Source organism: Streptomyces sp. NPDC093064 (genome assembly GCF_044754605.1).
Classification (GTDB): Bacteria; Actinomycetota; Actinomycetes; order Streptomycetales; family Streptomycetaceae; genus Streptomyces.
Genome location: NZ_JBIVPK010000019.1, coordinates 39,248 through 59,006 on the forward strand (window position 1 = coordinate 39,248; position 19,759 = coordinate 59,006).

Annotated in this window: 23 protein-coding genes; 12 read left to right on the forward strand and 11 right to left on the reverse strand. The window is 70.4% G+C overall.

Features of this window, described 5'->3' with window-relative positions:
• Positions 1 to 34 precede the first annotated feature (34 nt).
• From ACIQFZ_RS22880 to ACIQFZ_RS22895, 4 genes are all read right to left on the reverse strand, one after another.
• Entirely contained in the window at positions 35 to 1,021 is a 987-nt protein-coding gene (locus ACIQFZ_RS22880; RefSeq protein WP_402692051.1) for an NAD-dependent epimerase/dehydratase family protein, read from the reverse strand.
• A gap of 445 nt (positions 1,022 to 1,466) precedes the next feature.
• On the reverse strand, positions 1,467 to 1,706 hold the full coding sequence (locus ACIQFZ_RS22885) for a DUF6233 domain-containing protein (protein WP_402692013.1): 240 nt from the start codon (positions 1,704 to 1,706) through the stop codon (positions 1,467 to 1,469).
• Positions 1,703 to 2,008, reverse strand: coding sequence for a DUF427 domain-containing protein (locus tag ACIQFZ_RS22890; protein ID WP_402692014.1), 306 nt, complete (start codon positions 2,006 to 2,008; stop codon positions 1,703 to 1,705). Before ACIQFZ_RS22890 ends, ACIQFZ_RS22885 begins: the two co-directional genes overlap by 4 nt.
• A 77-nt stretch (positions 2,009 to 2,085) precedes the next feature.
• Positions 2,086 to 2,412, reverse strand: coding sequence for a DsbA family protein (locus tag ACIQFZ_RS22895; RefSeq protein ID WP_383058247.1), 327 nt, complete (start codon positions 2,410 to 2,412; stop codon positions 2,086 to 2,088).
• 156 nt (positions 2,413 to 2,568) lie between these two features.
• Between ACIQFZ_RS22895 and ACIQFZ_RS22900 the strand changes: the two genes are divergently transcribed.
• Positions 2,569 to 3,597, forward strand: a complete 1,029-nt coding sequence (locus ACIQFZ_RS22900; RefSeq protein WP_376654044.1) for a phosphotransferase — start codon at positions 2,569 to 2,571, stop codon at positions 3,595 to 3,597.
• Positions 3,598 to 3,690: 93 nt separating this feature from the next.
• On the opposite strand, the gene ACIQFZ_RS22905 is transcribed toward ACIQFZ_RS22900, so the two are convergent.
• Complete coding sequence (locus ACIQFZ_RS22905; RefSeq protein ID WP_383058248.1) at positions 3,691 to 4,269, reverse strand: GNAT family N-acetyltransferase; 579 nt, start codon at positions 4,267 to 4,269, stop codon at positions 3,691 to 3,693.
• Between the two features lie 77 nt (positions 4,270 to 4,346).
• A complete protein-coding gene (locus ACIQFZ_RS22910; protein WP_376654046.1) occupies positions 4,347 to 5,237 on the reverse strand; it encodes a helix-turn-helix transcriptional regulator in 891 nt (296 codons plus the stop codon).
• A gap of 229 nt (positions 5,238 to 5,466) precedes the next feature.
• On the opposite strand from ACIQFZ_RS22910, the gene ACIQFZ_RS22915 reads away from it, so the two are divergent.
• Positions 5,467 to 6,309 carry an SDR family oxidoreductase gene (locus ACIQFZ_RS22915; RefSeq protein WP_402692015.1) on the forward strand — a complete coding sequence of 281 codons (843 nt, stop codon included), beginning with the start codon at positions 5,467 to 5,469 and terminating at the stop codon, positions 6,307 to 6,309.
• Positions 6,310 to 6,347: 38 nt separating this feature from the next.
• A complete protein-coding gene (locus tag ACIQFZ_RS22920) occupies positions 6,348 to 6,761 on the forward strand; it encodes a cupin domain-containing protein (RefSeq protein ID WP_365424711.1) in 414 nt (137 codons plus the stop codon).
• A gap of 52 nt (positions 6,762 to 6,813) precedes the next feature.
• Here the strand turns inward: ACIQFZ_RS22920 and ACIQFZ_RS22925 are convergent, their stop codons facing one another.
• Positions 6,814 to 7,134, reverse strand: a complete 321-nt coding sequence (locus tag ACIQFZ_RS22925; RefSeq protein ID WP_365424713.1) for a hypothetical protein — start codon at positions 7,132 to 7,134, stop codon at positions 6,814 to 6,816.
• A 59-nt stretch (positions 7,135 to 7,193) separates the two neighbouring features.
• A complete protein-coding gene (locus ACIQFZ_RS22930; RefSeq protein WP_376654049.1) occupies positions 7,194 to 7,865 on the reverse strand; it encodes a DJ-1/PfpI family protein in 672 nt (223 codons plus the stop codon).
• Between the two features lie 209 nt (positions 7,866 to 8,074).
• Between ACIQFZ_RS22930 and ACIQFZ_RS22935 the strand changes: the two genes are divergently transcribed.
• Positions 8,075 to 9,013, forward strand: a complete 939-nt coding sequence (locus tag ACIQFZ_RS22935) for a helix-turn-helix domain-containing protein (RefSeq protein WP_365424717.1) — start codon at positions 8,075 to 8,077, stop codon at positions 9,011 to 9,013.
• A gap of 102 nt (positions 9,014 to 9,115) precedes the next feature.
• Positions 9,116 to 9,991, forward strand: a complete 876-nt coding sequence (locus tag ACIQFZ_RS22940; RefSeq protein ID WP_383058254.1) for a PhzF family phenazine biosynthesis protein — start codon at positions 9,116 to 9,118, stop codon at positions 9,989 to 9,991.
• Here the strand turns inward: ACIQFZ_RS22940 and ACIQFZ_RS22945 are convergent.
• From ACIQFZ_RS22945 to ACIQFZ_RS22955, 3 genes are read right to left on the reverse strand one after another with little or no spacing between them, the layout of a single operon-like run.
• Positions 9,988 to 10,986: a nitrilase-related carbon-nitrogen hydrolase gene (locus tag ACIQFZ_RS22945; protein WP_365424720.1), complete on the reverse strand. Its 999-nt coding sequence runs from the start codon at positions 10,984 to 10,986 to the stop codon at positions 9,988 to 9,990. The two genes, ACIQFZ_RS22940 and ACIQFZ_RS22945, sit on opposite strands and share 4 nt — an antisense overlap.
• Positions 10,987 to 10,996: 10 nt before the next feature.
• Positions 10,997 to 11,143, reverse strand: coding sequence for a hypothetical protein (locus ACIQFZ_RS22950; protein ID WP_402692016.1), 147 nt, complete (start codon positions 11,141 to 11,143; stop codon positions 10,997 to 10,999).
• Positions 11,140 to 11,805, reverse strand: a complete 666-nt coding sequence (locus ACIQFZ_RS22955) for a FadR/GntR family transcriptional regulator (protein ID WP_365424724.1) — start codon at positions 11,803 to 11,805, stop codon at positions 11,140 to 11,142. The genes ACIQFZ_RS22950 and ACIQFZ_RS22955 overlap by 4 nt, the downstream gene beginning before the upstream one ends.
• A gap of 97 nt (positions 11,806 to 11,902) precedes the next feature.
• Between ACIQFZ_RS22955 and ACIQFZ_RS22960 the strand changes: the two genes are divergently transcribed.
• From ACIQFZ_RS22960 to ACIQFZ_RS22990, 7 genes are read left to right on the forward strand one after another with little or no spacing between them, the layout of a single operon-like run.
• Complete coding sequence (locus ACIQFZ_RS22960) at positions 11,903 to 13,096, forward strand: amidohydrolase family protein (RefSeq protein ID WP_402692017.1); 1,194 nt, start codon at positions 11,903 to 11,905, stop codon at positions 13,094 to 13,096.
• Entirely contained in the window at positions 13,093 to 14,712 is a 1,620-nt protein-coding gene (locus ACIQFZ_RS22965; protein WP_402692018.1) for an ABC transporter substrate-binding protein, read from the forward strand. Before ACIQFZ_RS22960 ends, ACIQFZ_RS22965 begins: the two co-directional genes overlap by 4 nt.
• On the forward strand, positions 14,709 to 15,659 hold the full coding sequence (locus tag ACIQFZ_RS22970) for an ABC transporter permease (RefSeq protein WP_365424730.1): 951 nt from the start codon (positions 14,709 to 14,711) through the stop codon (positions 15,657 to 15,659). The genes ACIQFZ_RS22965 and ACIQFZ_RS22970 overlap by 4 nt, the downstream gene beginning before the upstream one ends.
• Positions 15,656 to 16,468, forward strand: coding sequence for an ABC transporter permease (locus tag ACIQFZ_RS22975; RefSeq protein WP_365424732.1), 813 nt, complete (start codon positions 15,656 to 15,658; stop codon positions 16,466 to 16,468). The genes ACIQFZ_RS22970 and ACIQFZ_RS22975 overlap by 4 nt, the downstream gene beginning before the upstream one ends.
• Positions 16,465 to 17,433 (forward strand): ABC transporter ATP-binding protein, encoded by a 969-nt coding sequence (locus ACIQFZ_RS22980; protein WP_365424734.1) that lies wholly within the window; start codon positions 16,465 to 16,467, stop codon positions 17,431 to 17,433. Before ACIQFZ_RS22975 ends, ACIQFZ_RS22980 begins: the two co-directional genes overlap by 4 nt.
• Entirely contained in the window at positions 17,430 to 18,263 is an 834-nt protein-coding gene (locus tag ACIQFZ_RS22985; RefSeq protein ID WP_365424735.1) for an ATP-binding cassette domain-containing protein, read from the forward strand. Before ACIQFZ_RS22980 ends, ACIQFZ_RS22985 begins: the two co-directional genes overlap by 4 nt.
• 12 nt (positions 18,264 to 18,275) lie before the next feature.
• A complete protein-coding gene (locus tag ACIQFZ_RS22990; RefSeq protein ID WP_402692019.1) occupies positions 18,276 to 19,586 on the forward strand; it encodes an amidohydrolase family protein in 1,311 nt (436 codons plus the stop codon).
• Positions 19,587 to 19,759 lie beyond the last annotated feature (173 nt).

The window sequence follows — 19,759 nt, forward strand, 5'->3', positions numbered from 1 at the left end:
CGGAGTGGCCCCTGGAGTACTCAAGGACGGTTCCTCATCCCAAGGCCGCCAGAAGTGCGCGCTCCGTGTCCGCGGCGAGTCCGGCGCGGCGTGGCCGGTGCAGTCCCTGCTCGCGTTCCCAGCGCAGAGTGTCGGCGAGGAGGTCGGTGCGGGATCGGTGGCGCAGGCCCGCGGCGGTGGCGGCGGATCCGTCGCGCGCCGCCCAGCCCTCCCATCCCGGTTCGACCACCCACATGGGCAGTGAGTCGGGGCCCATGTACTCGGTCACTCCGTGCGCGAGGAGCTGTTGGGACGCGACGGTGACGACCGGTCCGGTGTGTCCGCCGACGCTTCGAGACAGCTCGATCCACTCGGCGAAGGGCACAGTCGGGCCAACCGCGTTGTATGTGCCTGTGGTTCGGCGTTCCGCAGCGTCAAGGAGCCACGTCGCCAGGTCGCGTACGTCGATGGTCTGCGTCGGTGCCTTCGGGGTGTCGGGAACGAGCAGCGGCGCCTGCGCGGCACGGGCGGCGCGGCAGACCCAGTAGCCGGAGCGGTCGCTGTGGTCACCGGGCCCGCCGATGAGTCCGGCACGTGCGACCAGGAGTCGGTCGGCCAGGGCTGTCCGGGCGAGCGTTTCGCAGGCGGACTTGGCCTCGCCGTACAGCTCACGACCGACCTCTTCGTGCTCTGTGGCGTCCAACAGGGCGGCGGACTCGTCCGCGCCGGGCTCGCCGTGGGAGGCGTACGCGGTGATCGACGAGACGTAGATCCAGTGACGTGTCCGCGCACCCAGGGTCGCAACAGCTCTGCGTACGAAGCCGGGTTGCCAGGACACCTCGAGCACAGCGTCCCATTCCCGGTCGGGCAGGGACGCGTACGCGGCGGGGTCGCGCCGGTCCACGGCCACCAGACGCGCACCTTCCGCCACGGGCCCGCTGTCACCACGTGCCAGACACGTCACCCGGTGGCCACGGTCGAGGGCCTGCCGGGAAACTTCACGCCCCAGCCAGGCCGTACCGCCGAGGACCAGGATCTCCATGCGCTCCATGACGGCACTCAATCAGCATGGCCAGATCACGCCAAGAGGCCTCTGCCGTCGGCAGAACCGCAGAACCCGCATGCGGCGCTCGCGCAGCCGCCGCGCACCTTCGGACGAGATGCCTTCGGCCTTCGCTCGAATTCCAGAGTTGATCGCGCCGTCGAGCGGCACGTCGCAGTTGAGTGATCGCTGTGGTCAGCGGGAGGCGCCGGCCGCTGACGGGGGCTCGGCCGCTCGGCAGGCCGGGCAGATGATCTGCGCATGTTTCCCGTATCGCCGGGTCAGCCCCTGACAGCGCGGGCAGTAACCGACCTCTTCAGGTGTGCACCCCAGCAGGCGCGCAGCGGCCGTCCGGTCGGTCGTCGGGTCGATACGCTGAGACATCCCGTCCACATGTACGAACATATCTGGGCATACCGGACTAACGCATGCGCAGCTACGGCGCTTACGCGAAGTCGATGCTCAGCTCCGTCTCCGGCCGGCAGAAGCCACAGGGCTCGACGGTGGGATCCGTGAGCGCGGCACGCGCCTCGTCCACCCTGATCCCGCGATCTGGGGGTGGCGCGGGCCTGGCCGGAGCTTCCCAGCGGCGGTGTCGGTGCGGGTGGCGAGGGTGGGCAGGGTCGTGGCGATGCGCTGGGGCGGCAGCCCATGCCGCGCACCGCAGACTCCGAGCGGCACTCACCGGTGCACCTGCGGGGTGACTTCCTCGATCACGACGCCCTTCCAGAAGGCGACGTGATTCTTGATCTTCCGGGCAAGCGGGCTGGGATGCGGGTAGGACCAGGCGGCGTCCGGGTTGGTCTGCCCAGCGACGGTCACCGTGTAGTAGCGGGCGAGCCCCTTCCAGAAGCACAGCGACCTGGTCCGGCTCTCGGTCAAGTACTCGCGATGGAGCGACTCGGGCGGGAAGTAGTGGTTGCCCTCCACCACGACCGTCCGCTCGGCCTCCGCGAGCACGGTGCCGTTCCATACGGCGCGCATCATGACCGGCCACCTCCGACAAGATCCTTGGGCTCCGTTCCGCGACGCTAGTGCTGCCACCGGCCCGACGGTGACCGCGCTTACACTCCGCCGCCCGTGTCGACAGCCGCTCGCAGGGCCTGCCTGAGCTGGTCGACCCCGGGCGCACCAGCCAAGCCACGCGGGGTGCGGTAGATCCGGCAAGCCACCGAGGGCGAGGAGCCGGGCTCGGCGAACGGGTCGCGGCCGTTGATCAGGATCGTCGGGGAGCCCGTGAAACCCGACCGCTCGGCTTCAGCCTGATCCGTGATCACCCTGGTGGTGAAGGTTTCGCCGGACAGCCCGGCGCCGTCCAGGGCCTCCCGCAGCTGCTCCTCGGCAAGCTGCTGGTTGGGGCATCCTGGCACCACGAAAACTTCGATCTCCATACTTCCAGGATCGCGCATCTGGGCATGTTTCAGACCACATACCCGCCGAGCGCTCAGGCGGGAGGTGGTCACGTCGACGGTGGCCGACGGCTGAGCGGGGAGCACCGGCCTTCCCCGGCGCCGCGCAAGCGTTCGCGCACGTGGAAGGATGAGGCCATGTGGTCACGGCTGCCGTTCGGGGAGAGACTGCGGGCTGAGCTGGGTTCGCCTCGCCGGACTCGCAGGCTGGGCAGCAGTCCGCGGTCACGGGTATGGCGGACAGAACTGTCCGGCACACCGATGGTGGTCAAGCAGCTCATCGAGGGTCCAGGGGCCGACGAGAGATACGCCCGCGAAGTGGCCGCGCTGCGGCTCGCGTCCCGGGTCGACCCGCCCGTCGTGCCGGGACTCCTTGGCACCGACCCCGTCGAACGGGTCCTGGTCCTGGAGCACTTGGACCATCGCTCGCCGGCTGACGACTGGCTGGTCGGCTATGCGGAGGCACTGGCCCGACTCCACGCAGCCACCACTGCTGACGACGTCGGCCTTCTCCCCGCCTGGTCCGCTCCCACCGGAGACGACATCGGCTCCTTCCTCCGGCTCGCTCGGACGCTCGGCTGCACGGTGTCACCCGCAGTGCGGACCGAGCTGGACGACCTCCTGAACCGCCTGACCCACACATCCGGGCATGCCTTGCTGCACGGCGATCCCTGCCCCGGCAACGACATGCACACCAGCAGCGGGGTCAGGTTCATCGACTTCGAGCAGGCCTCGCTCGGCCATGGGCTCGTGGAACTTGCCTACCTCCGCATCGGCTTCCCGACCTGCTGGTGCGTCACGGCCCCGGCTCAGCCACTGCTGAACGCGGCTGAGTCCGCCTACCGCACGGCCTGGCGCCACGCGACAGGCGCCGATCTCGAGGACGATCTCACCGACACGTGCGCGAGCTGGCTGCTTCGAGGCGACGCACTGGTTGAGCGGGCGCACCGTGGGACCGCCGACCACCTGTCCAAAGTCCCCACCAAGGACTGGCGGTGGGGCACAGCGACAGCTCGGCAGCGGCTCGTCCACCGGCTTGGGATCATCAGCCAGATGACCATGAGCGGCAGCGAACTCGGGAATCTGGGGCAGCTCGCCGTGGCCATGCGCGACGCGATGCTCACCCGTTGGCCCGCGCTTCAACCACTGCCGGCTCAGCGGCCGTAAGGACCCCCGGTCACCTGGCCAGAGGCCGAAATCCCGATCCACCGGAAGGGCCCGTCTGAAGAATCAGGAACTGAGACCGGTCGGCCCAGATGTTCAAGGAGCGGGGGTGCCGTTGATGGGCGGTGTGGGGCGGTTCAGGCGCCAGACCACGTCGATGCCGCAGCCGGAGGGAGCGGCGGGCGGTGTCGCCTGCTCACGCCCAACTGCGGTGAACCCCAACCGACGCGGAATGGCGCCACTGGAGGTGTTGGCCAGATCGTGCGTGATTTCCAAGTACTCCACGTCCGGCTGGGCGAACATCTCGGTGACCAGGGCTGCCGTCGCTCTCGTGGCGATGCCCTGGCCGGCGGCGGCAGGGTGCAGCCAGTACCCCATCCTCCATCCCTGCGGTTCGGCCCCGCGGTAGGCCTGGACCATGCCGATGGGCGTGCCGTCTTTGATGACGGCATAGTTGTAGATTTCGCCGCTTGCCCACTTGGACTCGGACTTCGCCAGAAAGTCTCGGGTCCTCGTCTCGCTGTGCTGGGCGACCCACGGCATCCACGGGCGCAGGTGGTCCAGAGACTCCTCGATCAGCTTGAAAGCCTGAGCGAAATCGCTCTGTCCCCGCCAGCGCCGCAGGACGAAGTCTCCACACTCGATGATCTGGCTCGGTCGGTCCATGACAGCCATGATTGTTTCGCAGAACGGGTCACTGCAACGAGATATGAGGAACCGGCGCGCTGATGTTCCGCGAGCGCAGCCAGCATTCATCCGTCCTGTTGGTTGGCCGGGTGACTGGTGGACTCGGCGTCCTCGGTAGCAGCCCAGGCGGCGAGGAGTTGGAGCTTGTCGTGGTCGGAGGTGTGGGGTGGGGCGCTGTAGGCGGTGAGGGTCAGACCAGGCTGGGCGGGTAGTTCCATGGCATCGAAGTCGAGGGTGATCTCACCGATGGCAGGGTGCCGGAAGGCTTTGCGGCCGGTGTGGTGCAGGCGCACGTTGTGCTTGGCCCAAGCGGTGCGGAATTCGTCGCTGCGGGTGACGAGTTCGCCGATCAGGCCCGTCAGGTCGCTGTCGCCGGGCGCGCGGCCGGCCTCGGTCCGCAACAGGGACACGGTGGTGTTCACGGACTCCTCCCAGTGCGGGAAGAACTCGCGCCCGGCGGGGTCGAGGAACTGGAATCGGGCCATATTGACCGGTTCCCGAGCACTGCCGGTGTAGAGCGGGCTGTACAGGGCGCGGCCGAGCGGGTTGGTGGCAAGCACATCCAGTCGGCCGTTGCGGATGAAGGCCGGGCAGTCGCGCATGGAGTTCAGCACACGCAGCACGCTGTCGGGAAGGGGCCCGCGCGGGCGCTTGGTACGACGGGTGGGCCGTTTGGCGGCGGCACGGGCCAGATCGTGGAGGTGGGCGCGTTCGGCGTCGTCGAGCTGGAGGGCGTTCGCTACGGAGTCGAGAACCTCCTCGGACGCGCCGGCCAGGTGGCCGCGCTCCAGGCGCACGTAGTAGTCGACGCTGACACCGGCGAGCAGGGCGACTTCCTCGCGGCGCAGGCCCGGCACGCGCCGGTTGCCGCCGAACGCGGGCAGCCCCGCCTGCTGCGGGGTGATCTTGGCGCGGCGGGAGGACAGGAACTCGCGGATGTCACTCTCGGTACTCACGTGTTCCAGGCTAAGTCGGACGGCGCACCTGTGAGGGGTCCTGTCAGTACCTGTAACGGCAGGCCCTTCTCCACCCCTTTGTCCTGCGGTTTCCTCGATATCGGCGCCGGTTGAGGCCACCTGGGAACCCGACGGTGCCCAGTTGTCCGAGGAGGTTTTCCCTACCGAGGCCGTCCGCGCCCCAAGAGCCGGCCCGCACCCACACATAGATCACGGAGCGATACCCCTCATGAGCAAGGTCTTCTTCATCACCGGCGCCGGACGCGGCCTGGGCGCGGACATCGCCCGCCAGGCCCTGGCCGCAGGGCACCAGGTCGTGGCCACCGGCCGCCGCCCCGAGCGCGTCCTGGAAGCCCTCGGCGGCGAGCACGACAATCTGCTGACCACCGCGCTGGACATCACGGACTCGCAGGCGGCCCAGAACGCCGCCCAGGCCGCCGTCGACCGTTTCGGCCGCATCGACGTGCTGATCAACAACGCGGCCAACTTCTACGCGGGCTTCTTCGAGGAGCTGTCCGAGCGGCAGGTCCGCGCGCAGATCGAGACGAACCTGTTCGGGCCGATGAACGTCACCCGCGCCGTCCTGCCCGTGATGCGTGCCCAGCGCTCGGGGCACATCGTCACCGTCTCCTCCCTCGCCGGCGTGGTCGGTGTCGACTTCTGCGTCGCCTACTCGGCCGCGAAGTTCGGCGTCGAAGGTTTCATGGAGTCCCTGCACCATGATGTGGAGCCGTTCGGCATCCACACCACGATCGTGGAGCCGGGCTTCTTCCGCACCGAACTGCTCGTGGATGCCTCCACCACGTATGCGGAGCTGTGTATCGAGGACTACGCCGAACGCACCGCCGCCACGAGGAAGCAGTGGGAGTCCATGAACGGCCGGCAGGCCGGCGACCCGGTCAAGCTCGCCGACGCCCTGCTCAAGGTGACCGACCTCGACCGGCCGCCGCTGCGCTTCGTCGCCGGCGACGACTGCCTCCAAGCCGTCGAGGGCAAGGCCAAGGACCTGCTCGCCCAGGTGGCATCCTCCCGCGAGCTCGGCTCCGGCCTCGCCCACACCGACGCCGCCTGAACACCGCACCAACCACCACGACCTCGAGGAAGCGAGCCATGGAACACATCACCAGCACCCCCACCGTGAAGGGCCCCGCCGAACGCTTCACCGGCGACGTCTACCTCAACCTGATCGAGGCCCCCACCGAACCGGCCCGCCTGGCCGTCGGCCTCGTCCGGTTCACGCCCGGCGCCCGAACCAACTGGCACTCCCACACCAACGGCCAGATCCTCCACATTACCGACGGCGTCGGCCTGGTGGGTACCCGCGACGGCAGCGTGGTGCGCGCCGGCGCCGGCGAGACCGTCAAGTGCCCCGCAGATGAGGAGCACTGGCACGGAGCCACCGACACCAATCTCATGGCTCACATCGCCATCGTCGTCGGCGACGGCAGCGGCGACGGCACCGCCTGGCTCGAACCCGTAACCGACGAGCAGTACGTCGCGGCCCTCGCCACCGCCGAAGGCTGACCAAACGGAACGCTGCGTAAAGGCCGACGGGGAGCAGGAGTTTCCCCCACGGTCAGTGGTCCACGTCCGTGCTGGTGCGGCGGCGGGTGCCGGTGACTTTCGAGGCCGGCAGCCGCCCGGCGCGGGAGGTGCCGGTCAGGGTGTCGCCGTCGACCGTCACGGCGAAGGTCAGGTTCAGCCGCAGGGGCTTGGTGGTGGACTGCTTCCATGTGAGCTGGTCACCTTCCAACTCCACATCTCTGAGTGGTACTTCCTCCCCGGCGCCGCGGGCGACACCGATGAGACCCGTGTCCTCCCCGCGGAGTTCGACGGCGGCCTTGATCACGCCGATGGGAGTGGCGATGGACAGGTCCCAGATACCTTCGACGGACATGGAGTGGATCTTCTCCTTTTCGCTGTACGGGGTCGCGGAACGCGGGGTGGGCCGGTCGGTCACAGGCGAGTCGGCTCCGGGCCCCGCGCCCGCCAGACCGTGCCGCGGCGCTCGTACGCGAACAGTTCCTCGACGGCGTGCGCGATCCGGGGCCCCACCTCCCGCTCCAGAAGGTGGAAGGCGAGGTCGAGCCCGGAAGTGACTCCCGCACTCGTGACGAGGTCGCCGTCGTCGACGACCCGGGCGTGCACCGCGTGTACCCCCGTGGCGTCGAGCAGGTCCAGGCCGAGGTGGTGGGTCGTGGCGGGCCGCCCCTCGATGAGCCCGGACAGGGCCAGTACGAGGGAGCCGCCGCAGACGGCGCCGACCGTCATCGCCGGGTTGTCCAGGGCGTCCTTCAGCAGTGCGGGCAGCGGGGTGGACAGGGTGCGGCCCAGCAGTACGGGGACGGTGGGCTCGGACGCCTCCTCGTCCGGCACGTCGCCGGGCTCCCCGACGGGCCCCGACGCGCCGGGCACCAGAACCGCTCCCGTACGCCCGGGTTCGAGCGCGGCTGTCGCGCGCAGGGCGAGCCCTCCCGTGCCGCTGACCACGTCGCGCGGCCCTTCGGCGGAGACCAACTCGACCTGGACCGCCCCGCCGGACGCGGCGCCACCGGCGTGCAGCACCTCGTACGGGGCGATGACATCGAGTGGATCGAAGCCGTCGAACAGGACGATCTGAACGTGCATGGGCTGGTTCCTTCGCGTACGACAGGTCCCGGTCCACACCGGGATCGCCACCGACGCTAGTCAGCCGCACACCCGCGCCCCAGTGGCATTCATGACGGGTATCAACGGGATGTCGCCAGGCCGTGTGCAGCGGTCCTTCGGCGCACCTGGCCTCGTGGTGACGACGTAGCGTCGGTGGCGGAAATTCGACGGCAAGGTATGTTCTCGCCATGCACACCATCGCCGTCCTGGCGCTGGATCAGGTGATCCCCTTCGACCTGTCCACGCCGATCGAGGTCTTCTCCCGTACTCGGCTCCCCGACGGGCGCCCCGGTTACCAGGTTCGCGTGTGCGCCGAGCGCCCCGAAATCGACGCCGGCGCGTTCACCCTCCGCGCGCACCGGGCACTCGACGGCCTCAAGGGCGCGGACACGGTCATCGTGCCGGGCACGGCCACCCCCACCGCACCACTCACGCCCGCGGTCCGCGACGCGCTGCTGGCGGCCGCCGCGGACGGCACCCGGATCGCGTCCATCTGCACGGGCACCTTCCCTCTGGCCGCCACCGGACTCCTCGACGGGCTGCGCGCCACGACGCACTGGATCGCGGCGGACCTGCTGGCCGCCCTGCATCCGAAGGTGACGGTCGACCCCGACGTGCTGTACGTCGACAACGGGCAGATCCTCACCTCCGCGGGCGCCGCCGCAGGCCTCGACCTGTGTCTGCACATGATCCGCGGCGACTACGGCTCGGCGGTGGCCGCCGACGCGGCTCGGCTCTCCGTCATGCCCCTCGAACGGGAGGGCGGGCAGGCGCAGTTCATCGTCCACCAGTACGCGCCCACACCGCAGGGATCCTCCTTCGAACCCCTGCTCACCTGGCTCCAGGACAACCTGGGCCGGAACCTGACCCTCGCCGACATGGCCGCGCACGCCGGCGTCAGCACCCGCACCCTCATGCGCCGCTTCCGCGAGCAGACCGGCACCACCCCGCTGCAATGGCTGCACCGGGCGCGCATCCGGCAGGCCCAGCACCTCCTGGAGACCACACAGCACCCGGTGGAGCGGATCGCGGGACAGGTCGGATTCGGCTCGCCCACAGCGTTCCGCGACCGCTTCAAGCGGACGACGGGCGTCAGCCCACAGGCGTACCGCCGCACTTTCAGTTGAACTGGTCCGGCTGGGCCCGTAGCCACGCGCGGCGTGGGGCCACATCCGCACCTCCACCCGCGTCCCGGAATAGCCGCGGACCCGCCCCGCGTTGCAGCGCACATGACGACGAACGCGCCGCGGCCCGAGGTGCTGCGCTACACCGCCTTCTCCAGCGCCCCCGACGGCGGAAACCCCGCCGGCGTCGTTCTGGACGCCAGCGCCCTGGACGACAGCGACATGCTGGCCATCGCCGCCGACCTCGGATACTCGGAGTCCGCGTTCCTGACCGCGCCCCCGGAGGGCCTCGGCGACCGGGAGGGACGGGCGTACAGTATCCGTTACTTCAGTCCCAAGGCCGAGGTGCCGTTCTGCGGGCACGCCACCATCGCGTCCGCCGTCGCGCTCGCCGAGCGGACGGGCCCCGGGGAGCTGGTGTTCGCGACGCGCGCCGGCACCGTGCCGGTGGAGGTGGCCGAGGAGGGCGGGACGGTCAGGGCCACACTCACCAGTGTCGAGCCGCACATCGAAAACATCGCCCACACCGACCTCGCAGAGGCGCTCACAGCCCTCGACTGGCCGGCCGCCGATCTCGACCCGGCCTTCCCGCCCCGCATCGCGTTCGCCGGCGCCCGCCACCTCGTACTCGCGGCGGCGACTCGCGCGCGCCTCGCCGATCTCGCATACGACTTCCCACGCCTCGAAGCCCTGATGCACCGCTTGGACCTGACGACGGTCCAGTTGGTGTGGCGGGAGTCGGCCACCGTCTTCCATGTCCGTGACCCGTTCCCCGTCGGCGGCGTCGTCGAGGACCCGGCGACCGGCGCCGCGGCCGCCGCGTTCGGTGCGTATGCCCGTGAGCTCGGTCTGGTCCCCGAGGACGCCGTCCTGACTCTGCATCAGGGCGAGGACATGGGCCGCCCCGGCGAACTCACGGTGACGCTGCGCGCGGGTGACCCGCGCGTCCGGGTCAGCGGCACGGGAACTCGCATCGGCTAGTCGGTCCTGGTCGACCGGGCGGCGGCGCCCCCACCGGTAACGGCGGTGCGGGCGGACTCGTCGACGTGGAGTGTGAAGACGTCGGGGCGCGCGTAGTGGCCGGTGGGGTCGAAGTCGAAGCGGGCGCGTGCGAGGTCGTCGAGGTCCAGTTCGGCGGTCAGGATGCCCTCGCTGTCGCGCAGCGGGCCGGCGAGGACCTCGCCGAGCGGGGAGACGATGACGGAGCCGCCGCCGATCAGGACGGTGTCGGGGGCGTCGCCCTGGACGGGGTGGAGGTCGGCGGGCAGGGCTTCACGGCGCAGGTACTGGTTGGCGCTGAGGACGAAGCAGCGGCCCTCCAGGGCGATGTGCCGCATGCTGGCCTGCCAGGCGTCGCGGTCGTCCACGGTCGGCGCGCACCACAGGTCGACGCCCTTGGCGTACATGGCCGTACGGAACAGCGGCATGTAGTTCTCCCAGCAGATGGCCGCGCCGAGGCGGGCGGTGCCGGTGTCGACGACCGGGAGGGTGGAACCGTCGCCCTGGCCCCACAGGTAGCGTTCGGCGGCGGTCGGCATGAGCTTGCGGTGCAGGCCCAGGTAGCCGTCGGGGCCGAAGAAGAGGGCGACGCAGTAGAGGGTGCCGCCCCGGCGTTCGACGGCGCCGACGACGGCGTGGCAGCCGAGGTCCCGGGTGAGGGCGGCCAGGGTGTCGGTCTCGGGGCCGGGGACGTCGATGGCGGCGGCGTGGTAGCGGCGGAACAGTTCACGCCCGGCCGGGGTGCGGCTGCCGACGGTGATGTCGAAGTCCAGGCCCTTGGGATAGCCGCCGAGGAACGCCTCGGGCAGCACCACGACCTCCGCGCCTCGGTCGCCGGCGGCCTCCCGGATGAGTTCCTCGGCGCGCTTCAGCGCGGCCTGCGTGTCGAACAGCGGGGCGGCCGCCTGGACGACGGCAGCGGTCACGGTACGACGGGACGCGGGGGGCGCGGCAGCGGCGCGGGGCAGCGAAGTCATGGCACCGAGACTAGGAACCCCCCGAATCATCGAGCAAGGCAGCGGCGGGGACAGGGGTCGACACGACGCTTTCCGTACCGCCGGGCAGGTCGCCCAGGGTTTCGTCCCTGGTGACGACCCGGTCGGCGTCGCGGATCAGCTGATCGGCGGCGGTCACGCCTCTGCCTCCGGGTAGTCGTCCAGGATGGCGAGCGCCGCGGCGGTCGCGGCGACCGGGTCGCCGGCGCGCACTGCTTCGAACAGCGCCGTGTGGAAGGGGTCGTCGCCGGCGTCGTCCATGCACTGGTTGGCCTTGACGGTCTCCCACAGGACGTCGCTCATGTTCCGGTAGAGATCGCTGAGCACCGGGTTGTGGGACGCCTCGGCGATGCGCAGGTGGAAGTCGACGTCGGCATCGGTGAAGGCGTCCAGGTCCCGGGCCCGGCCTGCGGATTCCCTGCGTGCCATGGCTTCGCTGATCACGGCGAGGTCGTCATCGGTGCGCGTCGTGCTGGCCAGGCGGGCGGCGACAATGTCCAGGCCGCGGCGGACAACGAGGATGTCGGCGGTCCTCGCCCGGTCGAAGTGCCGGCGCAGCGCGACCTGGCCCTCGTCGGTGGCGATGACGTAGGTGCCGTCGCCTTGACGGGTGGTGAGCAGTCCGGCGTGGACGAGTACCCGGACCGCCTCGCGGATGGAGAGCCGGCTCACGGCGAGGGTCGTGGCGAGCTGGTCCTCCGGCGGTATCCGGTCGCCCACCTGCCATGTGCCCCGCGCGAGTTCTCCCCGCAGCTGGTTGATCACAGCGTCGACGATCGACATTCGTGCGACGGGTTTCATGCAACCCTCTTCCCTAATCATCTGATGACTTGATAACCATATGACTCTCCAGGGACGGAGTTCCAGCCCTTTCACCGACTCGAAGGGGGCCGCTGGCATGACCCACGCCCTGTTCACCCACATCCGACCTCATGGCGGCGATCCTCACGACGTGCTGGTGACCGACGGCCGTATCGCGGCCATCGATCCCGCGACACGGCCCGGGAACTGCGTCGTCGTCGACGGCGGCGGTGCCCTTGCCCTGCCTTCCCCCGTCGACGCACACATCCATCCCGACAAGTCGGCCTGGGGCCGGCCGTGGCTGAGCCGCGAACCCGCCGACACGCTCCGCGAACTGATCACGAACGACGTCGCCACCCAGCGCGCCATGACCTCTCCGGTACACGAACGCGCCGGCGCCCTGATCGCCCGGGCGGTCAGCCGCGGCACCCGGGCGATGCGCGCACACGTCGATGTCGCACCGGTCCACGGGCTCTCCCACCTGCATGGGATCCGCGCCGCGGCCGCTCCGTTCGCGACGGCGATGGACCTCCAGGTGGTGGCCTTCCCCCAGCTCGGCCTCCTCACCGAACCCGGCACCGCCGACCTGCTGGAGCAGGCCGTCAAGGAGGGCGCCGACATCGTCGGCGGCCTGGATCCGATCGGCATCGACGGTGACCTCGACGGGCATCTGGACGTGCTGTTCGGCATCGCCGAGCGCACCGGCGCCCCGATCGACATCCACCTGCACGACCGCGGCCGAGCGGGCCTGGACCAGATCGCCGAGATCGCCCGCCGTACCCGGGCCGCGAGCATGCGGGGAAAGGTCACGATCAGCCACGCGTTCTGCCTGTCCGACTGTGACGCCACCGCGTTGGAGCGCACCGCCGAACTCCTGGCCGAGGCGGACGTGGCGGTGACCACGTGCGCGCTGGGCAGCGAGCCGGTCGTTCCCTTCCGGCCGCTGGTGGAACGGGGCGTGCGGGTCGGCGCCGGTTCGGACGGCGTGCGGGACGCCTGGACCCCGTTCGGCGACGGCGACATGTTCACGCGGGCGCATCTGCTCGCGTACCGCACCGATGCCCGCACCGACGAGGAACTGGCGGCGTGCTACGCCGTGGCGGCGCACGGCGGCGCGGACGTCATGGGCCTGGAACGGTCCGACCTGCGGGTCGGCGACCCCGCCGACTTCGTTCTGCTGGCCGGGGAGTCCGTCGCCCAGGTCCTCGTCGACCGGCCGCTGCCCGCGATGGTCGTCCGGGCCGGGAACGTCGTCGCCCGTGACGGGCTCCTCGAGAGGACCACCCGGTGAAGCGCCGCAGGCCGGTCCTGCTCACCGGCGCACTCGCGCTCACTCTGACCGCCTGCGGCAACGCCGCGCTGGGCGGGCAGCAGGCGGCCCTCACAACGGCGGACCTCGCCACCACCACCGCGTCGGCCGCCCACGGCGTGGACCGGATCACCTGGAACCTGCCCTACGAGCCGCAGACGCTCGACCCGATCCGCTCCTTCAACTACGCCGAGAACACCGCGCTCGCCAACATGTGCGAGAGTCTGATGCGGCTCACCCCCGATCTGAAGATCCGCCCCGGTCTGGCCGAGAAGGCGGAGAATCCGACCCCGACCCAGTGGGTCTACACGCTGCGCAAGGACGTCAGGTTCTGGGACGGCAAGCAGATGACCGCCGATGACGTGGCGGCCAGCCTCAACCGCCACCTCGACCCGACGCTGGGCACCTGGTGGAGCGACTACTTCGAGACCGTCGCCTCCATCAAGGCGACCGGGCCGTTCCAGGTCACGGTGGACCTCAAGCAGCCCGACGTGCTCTTCAACCAGGCCATGGCGACCGCCGCCGGCGCCGTGGTGGAGAAATCGTTCCTGGACAAGGCCGGAAAGAACCTCGGCTCTCCCACCGGCGGAGTCATGTGCACCGGACCCTTCAAGTTCGCCGGCTGGAAGCCCGGCGACTCCCTTCGGCTGACTCGCAACGACAGCTACTGGAACGCCGAACTCAAGGCGAAATCAAAGACGTTGGTATTCCGGTTCATCGCCGACGAGACCACCGCGGTCAACGCTCTGCGGTCCGGCGAGGTCGACGGGCAGTACTTCTACCTCCCCCCTGCCGGACTCAGCCAACTGGTCAACTCCCCCACCGGCTCGGTCACGCTCGGCCGCTCCCTCACCTTCTGGGCCCTGCTCGGCGCCGCCAAGTCAGGCCCGTACGCCGATCCGCGCATGCGCGAGGCGCTGTCGGCCGCCCTCGACCGCCCGGGAATCGCCCGGGTGATCTTCCAGGGGGCCGCAGCCCCGGAAAGTACGTTGGCCAACTCCGACTACTGGGGCTACGCCGCGGACACCTTCCGCGCCGCACACGACGCTCTGCCCGCGGCGAAGCCCGACCTCGCCCGCGCCAAGCGGCTCCTGAAGGCCGTCGGCAAGCCGTCCCGTCCCCTCACCATCGGCATCCAAGGAAGTTCGGCGGTGCACGAACAGACAGCGAGCATCATCAAGGCCGCCGGCGAGGACCTCGGGCTCGACGTCAAGATCAAGGTCATCCCGGTCGAGCAGTACGGCAACCTCTACAGCGACCCCAAGGCCCGGGAAGGCATCGACGCCTTCCTGAGCACCTGGTACGGCAACATGCCCGATCCCCTGGACGTCTACCGGGTGTTCACCAAGGGCGGCCGGTCCAACTTCGACGACTACGCGTCCGTGGACGGCGCCGTCAGGCAGGCGCAGGCCGCCTACGGCCCGCAACAGCGGGCCGGGCTGGTCAGCGGAATCCAGACCGCCGTCAGCCGGGACGTGCCCTGGACGCCGATCGCCTCCCTGCCCGTCATCCTCTACATGAACAAGCGGATCACCGGAGCGGTCGCCTCGTTCTCGTACCTGTACTACCCCTGGGCCGCCGGGATCGGTGCGCGATGAGGTGGCTGACATTCCTGGCGCGACGGCTGGCCGCGCTCGCGGCGGTCCTCCTCGTGGCCTCGTTCCTGGTGTACGGGCTGCTCTACACGGTTCCCGGCGGTCCGATGGCGTTCCTGCTGGGCAACCGCAGCGGCAGCCCCGAGCAGATCGCGGCGATCCGTCACCAGTACCACCTCGACGAGCCGTTCCTGGTCCGCTACTTCAGCTGGCTGGGCGACGCGCTGCACGGTGACTTCGGTCAGTCCCTGGTCTACCGCCAGGACGTGTCCGCCCTGATGTCCACCCGGCTGGCGACGACGGGACTGCTGGTGCTGTACGCCACGGTGATCATCGTCGTGATCGGCATCGCCCTCGGCCTGCTCGGAGCGCTGCGACGGGGCCCGGTCGACGCGGCCGTCTCCGTGGTGAACAGCGTGTTCCTGGCCACTCCCACCTTCGTCGTGGGCGTCGTACTGGTCGTCGTCTTCGCCCTGGGGCTGGGCTGGTTCCCGGTCTTCGGCCCGGGAGCGGGCCTGGGCGACCGGCTGTATCACCTGACGCTGCCCGCCATCGCCCTCAGCCTCGGCAGCGCCGGCTTCCTGGCCCGCATCACCCGCGCCTCGGTGGGCGCGGAGTTGGGCCGCGAGCACGTGGAGACGGCGCGCAGCCGCGGATTCTCCCAGTCCCACATCGTCCGCCGGCACGTGCTGCGCAACGCGTCGATCCCGGTCGTGACCGTCATGGGCCTCACCGTGGCCGGCCTGATCGCGGGTTCCGTGGTCGTCGAGAACATCTTCGCGCTGGACGGGCTCGGCTCGCTGCTCGTGCGGGCCATTCTCCAGCGGGACTTCGCCGTGGTGCAGGGCGTCGTTCTCGTCCTGGTCACCGCGTTCGTCATCGTCAACCTGGTGGTCGACCTGTGCTACTCGCTCATCGACCCCCGTCTGTCTCCCGGGGAGGCGACATGAAGGCACGCCTGGGCCCGACGGGCCTCGCCGCACTGGCACTTCTCGCGGTCGTTGCCGTGGTCAGCGCCTGTGCGCCACTGCTGGCGCCCTACGATCCGAATCGGCCCGACCTCTTCAATGCGCTGTCCGGGAGCACCGGCAGCCACCTGCTCGGCGGTGACGCGCTCGGCCGGGACATCCTGTCGCGGCTGATGTTCGGGGCCCGCACGACACTGCTGGGCCCGCTGGTCACCATCGCACTGTCCACCGTGGTGGGCACCACCCTCGCGATCGTCGCCGCGTGGTCCGGGGGCCGGGTCGACGCCGTCATCTCCCGGCTGCTCGACGTACTGTTCGCCGTGCCAGGCATCGTGTTCGCCCTGGTGACCGTGGCCGTCGTCGGTCCCGGTATGACGGGAGTGGTCCTCGGCCTGGCCGTGGCGTACACGCCGTATGTGGCCCGCGTCGTCCGCAGCGCCGCGCTGCGGGAACGCGGTCTCCCCTACGTCTCGGCCGCCTGGCTCCAGGGCAGATCGGCCGTCGCCATCTGCGGGCGCCACCTGCTGCCCAACCTGCGCCCGCTGATCGTCGCCCAGTCGGTGTCGGCGCTCGGCTTCGCGATCATCGACCTGGCCGCGATCTCGTTCCTCGGACTCGGGGTGCAGCCGCCGGCCGCCGACTGGGGCCTGATGGTCAAGAGCGGACTGGACGGCGCGATGCGCGGCCAGCCGATGGAGGCCATCAGCGCGGGCGTGCTGATCGTGATCGTGGTGGTCGCGGTGACGGTGCTCGGCGACCGGATGGGTGCTGAGCAAGGGGGTGCGCGATGAGCAACGATCTCCTGGTCCTGGACCAGCTGCGGCTGGAGGTTCCGGCCGGCCGCGGGCAATGGCGGACGCTCGTCGACGACGTCGGCCTCACCGTCGCCCCGGGCGAAGCCGTCGGCCTCGTCGGCGAATCCGGCTCGGGCAAGTCGATGACCGCGCGGTCCATCCTGCGGCTGACCCCGCCCGGCGCACGGCTGAGCGGCCGGATCCAGTTCGACGGGACACCGGTCCTCGGCCTCGGGGCGCGGGAGCTGCGCGCCCTGCGGTCGCGGCGGATCGCGATGATCTTCCAGGACCCCCGGGCGCACATCAACCCGGTGCGCAGTATCGGTGACTTCCTCACCGAGGCGCTGGTCACCAACCTCTCGGTGCCCCCGAAGCAGGCTCACGCCAAGGCCGTCCGCCTTCTCGCCGATGTCGGCATCACCGACGGCGAACGCCGGATGCGGCAGCATCCGCACGAGTTGTCCGGCGGACTGCTCCAGCGCGTCATGATCGCATCGGTGCTGGCCGTGGAACCCGACCTGGTGCTCGCGGACGAGCCCACGACCGCTCTGGACGTGACCACCCAGTCGGAGGTGATGGCCATCCTGGACGAACTGCGCCGGGACCGCGGTATGGCCATGTTGCTGATCACCCACGACCTCGAACTCGCCGCGGCGACCTGCGACCGCATCGGCGTCATGTACGCCGGACGGATCGTGGAGGTGCAGTCCGCCGAGGCGCTCACCGGATCCCCCCGGCATCCCTACAGCAGTGGCCTGTTGACATCCCGGCCGAGTATCGACCAGGTCGTCCATCCGCTGCCCGTCGTCCCCGGCCGCGCGGTCGCGGCCTTCGAGGCGGGCGAAGGCTGCGCCTTCGCACCCCGCTGCGCGGTCAGCACACCGGAGTGCTCCACCGCCCGCCCGGCGCTGCGCGCGGTGGGCAACGCCCACGTCGCCTGTATACGAGCGGAGGAACCGTGACCGAGATCCTGGTCAGGGCGGAAGGTCTGCGCAAGGTCTACGGAAAGGGCGCCGTCGCCGTCGACGACCTGTCCTTCACCCTCGCCCGCGGTGAATCGCTGGCCGTCGTGGGCGAGTCCGGCTCGGGCAAGACCACCGTCGCCCGCATGCTGCTGGGCCTGGAAACCCCCACGGCCGGCACGATCAGCGTCTGCGGACGGCCACGGACAGGCCGAACCGGCTCGGCCGAACGGCGCCGCCGGGCCCGGGAGATCCAGATGGTCTTCCAGGACCCATACTCCTCACTGGACCCGTTGCAGCACATCGGGGACGTCATCGAAACCAGCCTCGCCCTGCACTTCCCTTTGAGCGCGCACGAGCGGCGCAGCCGGGCCCTGGAGCTGCTGGAGGCCGTGGGGCTGACCGACCGGCACGCCACGATGCTGCCCCGCCAGCTCTCCGGCGGACAGCGGCAACGCGTGGCCATCGCCCGCGCGATCGCCGTCGAACCGCAGGTCCTGGTGCTGGACGAGGCGGTCGCGGCGCTGGACGTCTCCGTGCAGGCGCAGATCCTCAACCTGCTGACCGACATCCGCGAACGCAGCGGTATCAGCTACGTGTTCATCTCGCACGACCTGGCGGTCGTCAACCAGATCAGCGACACGGCGATCGTGATGTCCGCCGGCCGCGTGGTCGAGCGCGGGCCGACCCGGCAACTGCTGCGCGCCCCGCAGGAGGAGTACACCAAAGCCCTCCTGGACGCGGTTCCCCGACCCGGCTGGAAGCCCCGCCGTCGCGCGGCCGGCTCCCACCCTTCCCCACACCCCGCCTCCCCCCGTCCCCAACACTGAGAGGCCATCACCATGTGTCTGGACCACCATCAGCCGCCGCCCTCACACGTCGCCCGGCGCGGCGTCCTCGCCACCGCGATGGCACTGGCCGGCGGATCCCTGCTCACCGGCACGGCCGAGGCGGCCACCCGGACGCCGGAACGGGAGGCACCCGGCACCGGCCCGGCACCGTCCGGCGGCACTCTCGTCATCGACGGCGGCACCCTCCTCGACCCGCTCACCGGGGACGTGTCCACCGACTCCGTGGTCGTCATCGTGGACGGCACCGTGCGGGCCTCGGGCAGCCGGGACGCCACCCGGCGTGCCCGCGCGGCGCTGCGAGCGGACGTGAGCGTGGTCGACGCCCACGGCCGATGGGTGCTCCCCGGCCTGGTCGACGCCCACATCCACATCAACTCCCTCAAGGAGGCCGGAACGGCCCTGCGCCAGGGGGCGACCAGCGTGCGCAGCGGGTCCACCACCTTCTACCAGGACATCGCCGTACGCGAACTGGCCCGGTGGGCACCGGACCGGGCACCGCGAATGCGGGCAGCCGGCATCTTCGTCACCCCCGACCTCGGTGACACGATCCTGGCCGACCCCGACCTCGCCCCGCTGGCCCGCCTCAAGGACGGCGTCCGCTCGTCCGAGGCGCTGCGCCGCGTGGTCGACGTGAACCTGAACCGGGGCGCGGACGTCATCAAGACCCGGGTCAACGACCGTGCGGGCCTGCCGGACCAGGACCCGCTGCGCCAGGTGTACAACCGTGAGCAACTCGCGACGGTGGTGGCGGCGGCGCGGCGCCGCGGAGCCGGCGTCCTCTGTCACAGCTACAGCGAACAAGGCTGCCGCGACGCCGTCCTGGCGGGCATCAGCAGTCTGGAGCACGGCGTCTTCGTCACCGAGGACACGCTGCACGAAATGCGGCGCCGCGGTACGTACTTCACGCCCACCCTGACCGCCATCGCCGGGCTGGTCGAATCGGACGACCCCGTACTCGCCGCGCGGGGACGCCAGTTCCTCCCCGTACTGCAGCAAGCCGTGCGCAGGGCGCACGACATGGGCGTCCCGCTGGCGGCGGGCACCGACTCCGCCGGAGGACAGATCGATCCGATCGGCGGCGAGGTGGTGCTGATGCACCAGGCCGGCCTGCCGGCCCTGGACGCCATCCGCACCGCCACGACGGCGGCGGCGCGGCTGACCGGACTGAGCGGCAGCGCCGGGCGGCTGGCGCAGGGCTTCCGTGGCGACGCGATGCTGCTCGCCGGCGATCCGCTGGAGGATCTCACGGCGCTGAGGACGCCGAGCGCGGTGATCAGCAACGGCGTCGTCGTCGGCACCTGACGGCCGCGTGCGCTGGTTCCGGTGCAACCGGGCGTGCTCTTCGGCCACGGTGGCCGAAGAGCACGCCCGGTCACGAGGCACGGCCTGGGGCGCTCTGCCAAGATTTCTCCGGTCGTCCTGTCGATTCTCCCCGCGGCCATTCGTCATATCCGCGCAACCAACCCCAGGCACGA